General features: G+C 62.6%; 8 protein-coding genes. 7 read left to right on the top strand and 1 reads right to left on the bottom strand.

Annotation, left to right across the window (positions count from 1 at the left end; translation table 11 throughout):
• Positions 1 to 12: 12 nt before the first annotated feature.
• Positions 13 to 630 (bottom strand): class I SAM-dependent methyltransferase, encoded by a 618-nt coding sequence (locus ABYO54_RS06020; protein ID WP_372807340.1) that lies wholly within the window; start codon positions 628 to 630, stop codon positions 13 to 15.
• A gap of 125 nt (positions 631 to 755) precedes the next feature.
• Here ABYO54_RS06020 and ABYO54_RS06015 point away from each other — a divergent pair, with 125 nt between their 5' ends.
• The 7 genes from ABYO54_RS06015 to ABYO54_RS05985 all read left to right on the top strand — a co-directional run bounded on the left by ABYO54_RS06015 (position 756) and on the right by ABYO54_RS05985 (position 13,685).
• A complete protein-coding gene (locus tag ABYO54_RS06015) occupies positions 756 to 1,046 on the top strand; it encodes an acylphosphatase (RefSeq protein ID WP_372807339.1) in 291 nt (96 codons plus the stop codon).
• Positions 1,046 to 1,768, top strand: a complete 723-nt coding sequence (locus ABYO54_RS06010) for a metallophosphoesterase (protein ID WP_372807338.1) — start codon at positions 1,046 to 1,048, stop codon at positions 1,766 to 1,768. Before ABYO54_RS06015 ends, ABYO54_RS06010 begins: the two co-directional genes overlap by 1 nt.
• A 133-nt stretch (positions 1,769 to 1,901) precedes the next feature.
• A complete protein-coding gene (locus ABYO54_RS06005) occupies positions 1,902 to 3,869 on the top strand; it encodes a glycoside hydrolase family 97 catalytic domain-containing protein (protein ID WP_372807337.1) in 1,968 nt (655 codons plus the stop codon).
• Positions 3,869 to 6,427: a sialate O-acetylesterase gene (locus ABYO54_RS06000; protein ID WP_372807336.1), complete on the top strand. Its 2,559-nt coding sequence runs from the start codon at positions 3,869 to 3,871 to the stop codon at positions 6,425 to 6,427. Before ABYO54_RS06005 ends, ABYO54_RS06000 begins: the two co-directional genes overlap by 1 nt.
• A gap of 139 nt (positions 6,428 to 6,566) precedes the next feature.
• Entirely contained in the window at positions 6,567 to 10,973 is a 4,407-nt protein-coding gene (locus ABYO54_RS05995; RefSeq protein WP_372807335.1) for a M60 family metallopeptidase, read from the top strand.
• A gap of 37 nt (positions 10,974 to 11,010) precedes the next feature.
• Positions 11,011 to 12,915: a M60 family metallopeptidase gene (locus ABYO54_RS05990; protein WP_372807334.1), complete on the top strand. Its 1,905-nt coding sequence runs from the start codon at positions 11,011 to 11,013 to the stop codon at positions 12,913 to 12,915.
• 101 nt (positions 12,916 to 13,016) lie between these two features.
• Complete coding sequence (locus ABYO54_RS05985) at positions 13,017 to 13,685, top strand: hypothetical protein (RefSeq protein WP_372807333.1); 669 nt, start codon at positions 13,017 to 13,019, stop codon at positions 13,683 to 13,685.
• Positions 13,686 to 13,698 lie beyond the last annotated feature (13 nt).

Genomic DNA, 13,698 nt, shown 5'->3' with positions numbered 1-13,698 from the left:
ACGCGCCCGTCTTCACGCGCCCGGAACGCTAGCGCGCTTGCGCATCAGGCAAATCCAGTTCCGCGGCGGGTTCTCCTGCGCGTCGCCGAACCGGCCGGAAACCAAGTGGAGAACCTCGAAATGCGGTTCGGCGGCCAGAACGATCTCACGCGCCGACAAGCGCGGCGGCCCAACCTCGCGCTGGGGCTCGTCGGCGTTGCCGATCAGCGAAAGCCACAACCCGCCCGGCCCCAAAACCGCCGCGACGTTCCGGGCAAACCGGGCCCGTTCCGTGGGTTCCGCCATGCCATGGAAACACCCGCGGTCAAAAACAAAACCGAACGGAGCGCCCTCCACCTCGTCGGCCAGGAAGTCGCCGACCTGCAGGTCGCAATCGACGCCGGCCGCCGCCAACCGCGGGCGGGCGCTTTCGATCGCGGTCCGCGACAGATCCAACCCGTGGACTTCGAAGCCATGCTGGGCAAGCCAAATGGAATTGCTCCCCATGCCGCAGCCCAGATCCAGCACCCGGCACGGCTGGATGGCATATTGCTCGACGATCCGGGCCAGATTGCCATCCGGCGCACCATGATGCCACGGCGGGTTGCCCGCCCGGTACATTTGTTCAAAACGGTTTTCTTCCATGGCCATTCCTCTCCAATGCAAAAAACGGGATGCGCACGGGCGCCATTCTGCATTTTCGGGCCGAACGAAAAACCCTTTTTTCCAACTATTGGAACTTTGAAGTGTTGCGAGGATTGGGATATAAACAACGCATGGCATCCGGTGGTACCAACAAGCGATTGATCCTGGTTTTTTCCGGGCGGGTCCAGGGCGTCGGCTTCCGCTACACGGTTTGCCGCGTTGCGCAACCGCTGGCGGTTACCGGATTTGTCCGCAACCTCTGGGACGGCGACGTGGAAGTCGTGGCCGAGGGGCCGCAGCAGGAGCTGGTCGACCTGCACAACGCCATACGCGCTTCCGGGCTGGGCCGGAACATTGCGAACGAGCGCATCCGCTGGGAAGCGGCGACCGGGGAATTCAAACAGTTTGGAATATCATTTTAATGAAATATGCGATTTTAGGAGACGTCCACGCCAACCTCGAGGCCCTCACCTCGGTGCTGAAGGATGCGGAGGAACAGGGAGTAACCCACTATGCCTGCACCGGGGACGTGGTCGGCTACAATGCCGACCCCAAGGCGTGCCTGAAGATCCTCCGCAGCCTCGACTGCAAGATGGTGCAAGGCAACCACGATTACTACGCCGCCTGCAACGAATCGATGGAGCTCTTCACGCCGATGGCGCAAAAGAGCATCCGCTGGACGCGCAAGCAACTCTCGGCCCTCGACCGGAAAGGCCTGCGCCAGTTGCCGCTGATCCTCGACATCGAGAACTTCACGATCGTGCACAGCTCGTTGAGCAACCCGCACCGCTGGAACTATATTTTCAAGCGCAAGGCGGCCGACGCCAACTTCCGCAACCAGTTCAACCAGGTCTGCTTCTTCGGCCACACGCACATGCCGCTGGCCTTCATCAAGGGCACCGCCATCGATAAAGGGTTCTACAAAACGATCCGGATCAAGCCGGGATTCCACTACCTCGTCAACGTCGGCAGCGTGGGCCAGCCGCGGGACCGCAACCCGAAGGCGGCCTACGTCATCTACGATCTCGACCGCCAAACCATCACCATGCGGCGCGTGGAGTACGACATTCCCGCAACGCAGAAAAAAATCCGCGCGGCGGGGCTTCCGTTCCGCAACGCGCTGCGTCTCGCCAATGGGCGCTAGGCCCGCGCGCGGGCGGCCGCGCGCGGCGACAACGGACGGAACCTACACAGGCATGCCCAGATTCTACTAGACGCGGCCATTTCGCCTCGGATAGGTTTTTCAGTCCACGATTAAAGAGAAAAGGCTTATGCATATGATACGGAATTATTTGATTTTGGCGGCGGTGGCTGCCCTGGCATCGCCGGCGGCCCAGGCGAAGGCGTACACCACGAGCTCCCCCGGTAAAACCATCGCGTTCGCCGTCAACCCAACCGGCGAAGGAATCGTGGGTTCGCTCACGATCGAAGGCCGCCGCGTCGTCGATTGCGTTCCGATGTCGATCACGATCGACGGGGTGGAGTACCCCGGCAAGAACGGGATCAAAAAGGTTTCGACGAGCGTCATCGACCGCGAAGTCGTTCCGGAAGTGCCCACGATTGCCGGCCGCATCCACGAACGCGGCAACGAAACCCTGGTGCGGTTCGACGGCCCGGTGGATCTGCGCATCCGCGTCTACGACGACGGCGCCGCCTACCGTTGGGAGAGCCGGATCGACCAGGACGAGGTGATCGTCAACGCCGAAGAGCTGGCGCTTGCATTCGCGGAGGACGTTCAGGCGCATTATCCGATTCCGGAACCGCGCGGATTCTACTCCCATCAGGAACGCCGCTTCAGCCGGATTCCGCTCTCCGCCGCGCCGCAAGGCCAACCCGTAAGCCCGCCGCTGCTGGTCGAGCTGGATGAAACCCGCAACCTGCTGCTCACCGACGTCAACGTGGAACGCTATCCGGGCCTCTGGATCGAAGGCACGGCCGGCAACGGCATCAAGGCCGTGTTCCCGCCCTACCCGGCCAAGACCCAACTCAAGGGCGACCGCAACCTGACGGTGGCCGAACCGAGCAATTTTCTCGCCAAGTGCCCCGGCACCCGCAGCTTCCCCTGGCGCGCGTTCGTCGTCGCGGACGATGCCGGCCTGCTGACCTCCACCCTGCTGTACACCCTGGCCGAGCCGTCCCGCCTGGCCGACACCTCGTGGATCAAGCCGGGCAAGGTTTCCTGGGACTGGTGGAACTTCCGCAACATCACCGACTGCGGGTTCAAGGCCGGCTTCAACCAAGCCACCTACCAGGCCTTCATCGACTTTGCGGGCAGCAACAACCTGCAGTACGTCATTCTCGACGAAGGCTGGAGCATTCCGGGCGCGGAACACCTGCTCGACGTCGTCCCCGCCATGGACATCGCCGGGCTGGTCGAATACGGCGCCGCCAAAAACGTGGGCGTCATTCTCTGGATGACCTCCTCCGCACTGGACCAAAACTTCGATGCGGCCTTCGAGCAGTTCGCCGAATGGGGCATCAAAGGTATCAAGGTCGATTTCATGCAGCGCGACGACCAGCTGATGATGGACTTCTGCGAACGGGTCGCCGCCGAGGCCGCGAAGCACCGGCTGCTGGTCGACTTCCACGGCGGCTCGAAACCGACCGGACTGCACCGCACCTACCCCAACGTGTTGACCCACGAATCGGTGCAGGGCTTGGAACAGAACAAATGGAGCAAAAACGCAACGCCGGAAATGGCGGTGCTCTTGCCCTTCACCCGCATGGCCGCCGGCCCGATGGACTACACGCCCGGCGCCATGGACAACTACACGAAGGAAACCTTCCGCGCGGTCGGCCGCAATCCGGGCAGCCAAGGCACCCGCTGCCACCAGCTCGCCATGTACGTGGTCTACCTCAGCCCGCTGCAGATGCTGGCCGACACCCCGACCAAATACCGAAAGAATCCCGAGTGCATGCCGTTCCTCTCGGCCGTCCCCTGCACGTGGGACGAGACCGTCGTACTGCATGCGCAGGTCGGTGAATCCCTGGCCGTGGCCCGCCGCAAGGCCGACACCTGGTACATCGGCGCCATGACCGACTGGACGCCGCGCGAACTCGAATGCCGCCTCGCCTTTCTCGGCCAGGGCGACTATCGCTTGTCCTATTGGCAGGACGGTCCCAACGCCGCAACGGATGCGACCGACACCGACATCGGAACCTCGACCGTCAACGCAACCTCGAAACTGACCTTGAAACTCGCCCCCGGCGGCGGCTATGCCGCGATCCTCGAACCGAAAAAATAATGGATATGATGAAAAACAAAAACACCCTACTCCACCTCCTGGTTCCGGTCGCCCTGCTTGCGGCGGGCGCGCAGGCCGCCCCGAAAAAACCGGTCAAGGTCTTCATTCTGGCCGGGCAATCGAACATGCATGGCCACGGCGAGATCGCCAAAGGCGAAAAAGGCAACCTCGAGTGGGTCGTCGAAAACAAACCCGCCTACAAGCACTTGGCCGGTGCAGACGGCCAATGGACCGTCCGCAACGATGTCTTCGTCTATTCCACCGACAAGAACGACAAAACAAGAACCGGCGGCCTGACCGCCGGGTTCGGCGCGCTGCCGACCACCATCGGACCCGAACTGCAGTTTGGCCATGCCGTCGGCGACTTCTACGACAACGACGTGCTGCTGATCAAAGCCGCCTGGGGCGGCAAGAGCCTCGCGGTCGATTTTTGCCCGCCGAGCGCCGCCGGCGAAGCGGGCTACGCGCACATTCCCGGAGCCCCGAAGGACACGGGCTTCTACTATGTGCAGATGCTCGCGCGCGTCCACGACGTGCTTGCCGACATCGGCACCTATGTTCCGGGCTACGAAGGCCAGGGCTACGAGATCGCGGGCTTCGGCTGGCACCAGGGCTGGAACGACCGCGTCAGCAAACCCTTCAACGCCGCCTATGAACGCAACATGGAGCTCTTCATCCGCGACGTGCGGCGCGATTTGGGAACCCCCAACCTGCCCTTTGTCATCGCCACCACCGGGATGCGCAGCATGCAGGCCAAGGATCCGCGCGGCGACGCGCTGATCCGGGCGCAGCAGGCCATGGCCAACGTCCCGGACTTCAACGGCAACGTGGCCGTGGTCGATACGGCCGCGTTCTGGCGCGATGCCGCGGATTCGCCCTCGAAGCAAAACTACCACTGGAACCGCAACGCGGAGTCCTACCTGCTGATCGGCCAATCGATGGCCGATGCCCTGATTGCGCTCGCGCAACAAAACCCCAGCTGCGCCGTGCGCGGCGCCGGCAAGGTTCCGGGCCTGTTGGCGCCGACGCCCCCGATGGGCTGGAACAGCTGGAACGCCTTCGAGAAGGAGATCAACGAGGATATCATCCGCCGCACCGCCGACCTGATGGTCAGCACGGGCCTGCGCGACGCCGGATACGACTTCCTGGTGATCGACGACGCCTGGATGGCCAACGTCCGCGACGAAGACGGCAAGCTGATCGCCGATTACGAAAAGTTTCCGCGCGGCATGAAGGCCGTCGGCGACTATATCCACAGCAAAGGGCTCAAGTACGGCATCTACCAGTGCCGCGGGCACGTCACCTGCCAGGACCTGCCGGGCAGCTTCGAGCACGAAGAGGCCGATATGCAGTCCTTCGCCGACTGGGGCGTGGACTACATCAAGCTCGACTCCTGCTATGCCCGCAAGAACGGCCGCCTGAGCTCGGAAGACTACGCCATCTACGGCGCCGCCATCGAAAAGACCGGCCGCCCGATGATCCTGAGCATCTCCGACTTCGGCCAAGGCGCGTGGATCTGGGGCGGCAAGAACTACAGCCAGCTATGGCGCACCTCCGGCGACATTTTTCCGCGCATCAATTCGGTTTACCGCTGCGCCGAAACCTCCGGCGGATCGGGCTCCAGCCACCCCGGCTTCAACGGACTCTGGCAGTTCGCCGGCCCCGGCCATTGGAACGACCCCGACATGCTGCAGGTCGGCAACCTGAAGGATCCGGCCTACGACAAGGTGCACTTCAGCCTCTGGTGCGTCTTGGCCGCACCGCTGATGGCGGGCAACGACCTGCGCACGATGACGGACCCCACCAAGCAGATCCTGCTCGCGCCGGAACTGATTGCGGTCAATCAGGACCCGCGCGGGCAACAGGGCTACAAGGTCTACAACCAGGACGAGATCGAGATCTACAACAAGCCGCTCTCCGACGGCACCACCGCCGTGCTGCTCCTGAACAAGGGCACCAACACGACCGACGTCACCGTCCAATGGAGCCAGATTGGCCTTAGCGGCGAACAGCCGGTCCGCGACCTTTGGGAACGCAAAGAGCTCGGCACCTTCACCGGCTCGTTTACGGCCGAGCAACTCGCCCAGCACGGGCATCGCTTCGTCCGGGTCGGCACGCTGGGCGGCGCGCCCCTGCCGGGGCCGGTCCCGACGCCGCCGGAAAAATACACCGTGATGAACAAGGGCACCACCCGTCTGGCCGACCTCTACTATGTCATGAAAGAGGGCCAGGCGCCGACGTTCGACAACGGGCTGCGCGTCAAAAGCGAATCGCGCGTCATGTACCGGCTCGCGGGCAACGCGGACCGCTTCAAGGCGTCGATCAGCCTCGACGCCCCCTCGCCCGACGACGCCAAGGGGACCTTCATCGTGCTGGTGGAAGACAAGTTCGGCGGACGGGAAATCTTCAAACAGGAAAAGATGGCCAAGAGCGACGCCCCGGTCGAGGTGGACATCGATGTGAGCGGACTGGATTTCATCATGCTGGAGTTCACCGGCAAAGGCGCCTTCGGCCACTGGGCCGATGCGCGGGTCGAGTCGGAAACGGCCGCGGACTAAACCCGCCGCCCACCATGGCGAGACGCCATACACAGGCATGAGCAAATCATACAAGCGGGTATAGTTATTCTTTTGCTACCTTTGGGACGATATAATGGCATCAAAGCCCGCGCGGCTGCCATAGGCCCAAAGGAGCAGGATGAAAAACCACGGGAAAAAACGAGCACCGAGCGCGAAGGATTTCGCCAAGCGGTCCATGACCGTCCTTTCGTTGTTGCTGGCATGGATGGCCCCGACCGCCCCGGCCGACACCGAGTCGGACGTGGTTGCGGCGTTGACGGAACTCAAGAGCCACGTTCTCGGGCTTGAGACGCTGGGCGGCTCGGAGATTTCCACCCGCAAGGCGACGATCGTTTCGGGCTCGACGCTGTTTTCCTACAGCACCAATGCAATCTCGGCCGCCTTCGAGCTGGTAAACGCCTACGACAACGAGGTGGGCGCGCTTTGGGCCGATGGAAGTCCGATCCAAAGCTTTGACCGCAACACGGTGACAGACGAGGAGATCGGCTGGGTGGTCTACACCGTGATGCAGACGCTGATGGACGAAACCTACACCGCCGACAATGTTGCCGCCAACGCGGCGTTGCTGGCGGGCAAACGCTTCGGCAGCTCCGCCCATTTCCCCGGCGCGGTGGCCGCCCCGGCGCTCGCCACCAACACGGCAATTCTCAACGCGAGCTATCCCGACACGGCGGGCTGGCCGCGCTCCGGCGACACATCCGCCGCCCGAAAACCGACCGGCAACTACGTGGCCCCGGGAACCATCGTCACCGTCAAGGTGCCGCCCGCGATCGTGGACAAAGGATACCAAATCCGGGTGGGTGCCCACAGCTGGGACCTGGAGACCCGCAAAACCACCGTGAAGCGGCTGGACCGCTCTTCGATCGTCTACGACATCGACCGCACCGAGATCCAGGTGGGCAGTCCGCTCGGCGGCGGCATCTACCTCGAAGTGCCGTATCTGGCGGACGCGGGCGTGGTTGAGATCGAGCTGACGGGCGCCGTGCGCTCGCCCTACTATTCCTCCAACACCGTGACCGGCCATATTACAAGCCTGTCGGAGTGGCAGGAAACGGAGCGGAACCACCCCGCCCCCTGGGCCGACTTCCAGACCGAGAAGTTCATGATGCAGGTGCCGACCGACTGGATCTACAACTGGGACGATCCGGTGAGCGTGATGGCCGAGTGGGACCACGCCATGGATACCATGAACGACCTGATGGGCTTCCCCCGCGAGCGCGGCAAGGAAACCATGTACATCCAGGTGGATGTCATCATGCGCGGAAACGCCTATTTCCCGGGCTACCCGACGGCCAACACCACCTATGATCCCGACACGGATTACGGCGGCCTGAAGCTGAACCATTTCACGAAGGGGCCGCAGTCCGCCCCCTACTGGCTGTTTCATGAGCAGGGCCACGCCTACCTCTTCAAGAAATTCGACGGCGAAACGGAATCCAACGTGAACCTGCCGCACGTCGCCATCTGGAACAACGGATTCGGCATCGACCTGGATACCTCGTTCCGCTCGTCGCTGGGCTATGCCGGCAACGCCGACCGAACCGTCGACAACACGGCGGTGGCCTGGATGCTCTGCCCCAACTTCGTCGACGGCGTCGAAATGGCGGAGAAGGAGAAGAAATACCAGCTCAAGGGGCACGCCAAGTTCGTCGACATCGCCCGGTTGTTCGGCTGGCAGGCGGTGAACGACTACTATGCGGGGATGGTGGCCGACGGCGTGGACAAAGATGCGGACGAGACGGAGGACCAGATGATCGACCGGTTGTCCGCCGCGGCGGGGGTCGACATCCGGCCGCTGCTGCATTTCTGGGGGGTTCATCCCGGAGCCGGGGCGACCGGCTCCCGGTCGCATCGCGAATCCATCGAGATCTACCGGCTGCTGATGGCGTACCGGGGGATGATCCCGGCAAACAACGCGGCCTTCCAAAGCTTTGCCCTCAAGTGGTGGGACGGCGAACCCAGCCTGGATGGCTTTCAGACCGAAAGCGAACACGCCGCCCAATGGGACACCTTCGACGCCGATTCCTGCGCCGCCATCGAGGCGCGGTTGGATGCGATCATCGCCCTCTATTTCCCCGAGGGCGAACCCGTGGACGACGTCACGCCGCCGTCGCCGGATCCGATGGGCTGGGCGCTGGCGCCGGCGGCATACGATTCGGGCACGATCGTGATGGAGGCCACCGCGGCGACCGACAGATCGACCCCGGTGCAGTATTATTTCGAGAACACCACCAACGGCGACAACAGCGGCTGGATTGCGGGCACGTGCTGGACCAACGGCGGCCTGACCGCCGGGCAAACGTATGGCTTCCGGGTTTGCGCCCGCGACCGGGAGAACAATGTCGGCGGCTGGTCCGCCATCGCCACCGCCGATCCGGCGGAGGACCGCATTGCCCCCACCCCCAGCCCGATGGCGTGGGCAACCCCGCCCGCCGGACTTTCCGGCAGCGCGATCCGCATGACCGCCGCCACCGCCGCCGACCCGGCCGGCGTGGAATATTATTTCACCTGCACGGCGGGCGACGGCCACGACAGCGGCTGGCAGGAAAGCCCGGTCTACATCGACGCCGGATTGCAGAAGCTGACGACCTACGGCTATGCCGTCATGGCGCGCGACAAGTCGGCCAACGCCAACCAGACCGCGGCCTCGCCGTCGGCCTCCGCAACCACGCTGGCCGTGCCCGGCATCCTCTTCGCCGACACCTTCGACCGCGCCGACAGCACCAACCTGAACGCCTCCACCGAAGGGAAATCGGGCGCGCTCGGGGCGCTGAACTATGCGGCGAAGACCTTTAGCGAGGTCACGCTCGATCTCTCCGGCGGCCGACTGCGCATCAATGGCCCGGCCGCGGATGGTTCCTACGGAGGCTTGGTCTACATCGCCGACCACAATTTTGCCGATGCGGCCATCGCGGCGGGGGGCGGCTTCAGCATCAGCATCGACATCGCGGCCTATTCCACCCTGGGAAGCGGACGGCTGATGTCGGTCGGGGTGGGCCAGTCGCCGACCGAGCTCGAGACGCAACCCGGCGCAAACGGCATCGACCATTGGTCGGACCTGCTGGTGGCCTATCGCGACACCACCGATTCGCTCGAAATCTACAAAAACGGGCTGCTCGACGACGCCGAAACCCGGATCGGCGGCCTGCCGAACGATCCGACCACGATGCGGATCGAATACACCTTCACCGATTTCAAGGCGGGCTCGACGGTCCTTTACCACGTCTATTTCGACGACGATTCCACCGCCTTCGCCGCGGGAACCTTCGCCTGGAGCGCAACCGCCGAAAACTACATCAGCCTGGCCTCGAACCTGAGCAACGATTCGCTGTTCGACAATCTGGAGATCCGGGGGGAAGCGCTCTACGACGACCGGACCCTGCCCACCCCCGACCCGATGACCTGGGCGGCTGCGCCGGAAGCGATTTCCACCACCGAGATCGCCATGGAGGCCGCCGAGGCCTTTGACTTGAGCGGCGTGGAATATTATTTCACCTGCACGGCGGGCGGCGGCCACGACAGCGGCTGGCAGGAAAGCCCGGTCTACACCGATCGCGGGCTGGCGGAGGGCACCACCTACGCCTACACCGTCAGGGCGCGCGACACGTCGACGAACCAGAACACGACGGCCGCTTCGGAAGCCGCCTCGGCAACCACCCCCGTGCAGCTGGACTATCTCGTCGATACGTTCGATGCCGACGGGCTCGCGGCCAACACGGGCACCGGCGGCGGCCTCGGGACCTATAGCCGCGCGGGCGGCCCGTTCGTCGACAACGGCGTGCTGGATCCCCAGGCCAAAGCCCACAACGACCGCGGAAACGCCTATTCCCTCAACGACTTCGACCTGTCGGACGGATTCGAACTGGAGGTCGGCTACCACATCGCAGATGTTTCGGACGTGAGCGCGAGCCGGGTCAACATTGGCTTGGTGGATGCCGCGGCGGACTTCGCGGGCCAAGACGCCGAGGCCTATCTCACCGATTTCCTGCGCACCGGCGTCGCTTATGGCATCGGCATGGATTTGACGGCCACCGACGGGGACCAAGGGCTGGCGTTCTCCGATGGTTCCGGCGTGACGGCGTTGGCATCGATCGCCTTCGAGGCCGGTACCCACGTCTTCTCCTTGAAGGTCGATCAGGACAGCCAATGGACCTACGCCGTCGACGGAGGCGAACCGGTGAGCGGGACGGTTCCCGGAAATTTCGATTTCACCCGCACCTACAAGTTCTTCGTGTTCGTCCAAGACACCGAGAACGAATTTACGATGAGCCGCGTTTCGCTGGCCAAGCTCGAATCCATAACGGAAATCGGCAACATCGCCCTGAAGCGCGCAGCCGACAGTGCCGCATGGGGTTTGAACTGGTACGGCGAAGCCGGAAAAACCTATCGACTTGAAGTCACCGAGGATTTAACTTCGGGTATTTGGGAAACAATCACCAACGTTGCAGGCGCGGGCGAAGCGATCTCGCTGACGGCCGAGATGGATCGAACCAACGCGTTCTACCGGGTCTATTTGTCCGAGTAGCCCACGCAGGCGCGGCAACGCCAACAAGGAACAAACAATGAAAACATGGCATGGAGCTCCCCTTTTGCTCGGAATTGGCCTTGCGCTGGCAACGGCCACCATGGCGGGAGGGAACTCCGACCAACTTTTGCAGGATGCGCGGAGCATCCTCGCCAGCAGCGATCGGCTCGAAAGCGACCAAATCAAGATCCTGGCGGCGTTCAAGCTGATCGAGCAGTATGAAAGCGAAGAGGGCCCGCTGTTTCTCAACGCGGCCACCCGCAACGGGCTCCCCCGGACGCCCAAGGACGGGCTGGAACTCCATTATGCGATGCTGGAGCTCCAGCAGGCGCTGATCGACAAAACCTACACCGCGCGCAACCTGAAATATTTCAGAAAAATCCTCTCGGGGAGAAAATTCGAAACCTCGGCCTATTTTCCGGGTGCGGTGGAGCCGCCGGCCAACCCGAACACGGTCGAAACCGCCCAGATCAACGCCTCGCAATCCACGGCCTGGGGGCAACCGGTCAGCGGACAGGACAACCCGGCCCGCCGCGCGACCGGGTGCTATCTGGCCCCCGGCAGCATCGCGGTGCTCCGGGTTCCGCAGGATCTGATCAACAAAGGCTATTCGGTGCGGGTCGGCGCACATTCCTGGGATTTGACGAAAAAGCCCTCCATCAAACGGCTCGACCGCGTTTCGATCGTCTACCCCATTGAAGAGCGCGACACGCTGATCGCCCATCCGCTGGGGGGCGGCATCTATATCGAGGTTCCATACGAAGCCGACGCGGGCGTGGTGACGATCGCCTTCAAGAACGTGGTGCGCGCCCCGTTCTTCTCGGCGCGCAGCTTCGACCAAACCACGCTCGCCCAGTGGAACCGCACCGAACGAAAACATCCGGCCCCGTGGGCGGATTTCGAGTCGGACAAATTCATGATGCAAATCCCGACGGCCTGGCTCGCCCAAGTCGAAAATCCGGTCACGTTGATGGCGGACTTCGACAAGGCGATGGACGCCATATCGGAACTGTTCGGCCACCCCTTGGTGCGCTCGAAAACGGTGCTGTACACGCAGCCCGACGTGAACATGCGCGGCAGCGCCAACTTCCCCGGTTATCCGCAGTCGAACTATCCCTACAACCCCCACAACCCCGGGGAAGTCCGGCATCGCTGGATGGTCAAGGGCCCGCAGTACGCCGACTGGACCGTGTTCCACGAAGTGGGCCACTCGCAGTTTTTCTCCAAGTTCCGCGGCGAAGTCGAAGCGGATGTCAACCTGCCCACCGCCGCCATCCTGAGCAAAAAATTCGGCTGGAGCCTCGACAAGGCCTTCGGGTATGCGATCGGCGACATGGACCACCTCACCATGGATGAAATCGCCGTCATGTGGATGGTTACCGAAAATTTTCGCCAGGGCAACGAGATGGACTATTCGAACCGCCCCGGCGATGAATTCAAATACCAGCACCGCGGCTTCGGAAAATACATGGACATCGTCAACCTGTTTGGCTGGGACGCCCTCGGTCGCTTCTGGAAATACGACAACGAAAACTGGAAGCCCGGCATGAAGGTCCCCAACAACAACGACCCCGTCGACGACCGCATCCTGCGCCTATCCCGCGCCGCCGGGGCCGACCTGACGCCACTGATCCACTTCTGGGGCATCCACCCGGAAAATCCTTCCCGGCTCGCCGCCGCCATGGAAAAGGAAGGTCTGAAACCCTCGCGCGCCGTCTACGACCGCCTGCAACACTACAAGACCGTGATCCCAATGGACAACGAAGCGTTCCGTGCGCACTGCAAGCGCGTCTATCCGAATGGGGTAAGCGGTCGCAACAACAACCCGAACTTTGGCCCGGGTTGGTACGAGGCGCAATTGCCGATGTACACCGAAAAACAGGGCCAGGCCGCGCAGGCCGCGCTGCAGGACATCATCGACCGCTATTTCACAAACCGATAACCCTGGAAAAGTAAATGAACCATTCCCGGATTTCCGATAACGAGGGTTTTCGGCAGAATCGAAGAATCGAAAGAGCCCTTGGCTACCAAAAAGGAAAAAACATGAAAAGACTAGCAACCGCAATCGTGGCGGCCATGGCGACCGCGAATTTGGCCCTGGCCGCCGTGGAGCGCTCCCAGGATGCGCCGACCATCGACATCGTGGCATCCAACCCCAACGGATCCATCCAAACAAGGGCGTTCGACATTAGCGAGAGCTCAAACCATGCCCGAGGCCAATTGTTCAAACTCGACAAAGACAAAGGCTGGAAAATAAACGCGATTACCTTCAAGAAAAGCGGGGGCCAAACGTTCCACAACGCCTCGATCACCCTGTATATCTTCGAAGGAACGGAAGCGCAGTGGACGACGGGCCAGGGCCACCCCACTTCGGATGCCAACGTGTATGCCGGAACCTCCGTTAAGCCGCTGTATTCCGAAACCTTCACCCTCGACGGCCTGATTCTCGACGGCCGCTTCGTTACCCTGCGGCTCGCCCGCCCCCTGGAACTCGACCGCGGCGGCGATTTTGGCTTTTTCGCCATCTACAACCGCAATACGAATAAAAATCCGCCGTTCTTCCAAATGTTCGAAAGCACCGGCGCCCAACGCCTGTCGCTCGAGACCAAAAGCCATCCAAGCACCGACGCCCGCAAACTGCTCTACTACATCGAAGGTACCGCCACCGAGAACCAACGGCCCCTCGGACTCATCATCGCCTCCGCCGATTAGACGCCCCGTTCGT

It is taken from the genome of Pontiella sp., from assembly GCF_041622395.1.
GTDB lineage: Bacteria > Verrucomicrobiota > Kiritimatiellia > Kiritimatiellales > Pontiellaceae > Pontiella.
This window is presented reverse-complemented; position numbering and strand designations above follow the sequence as displayed.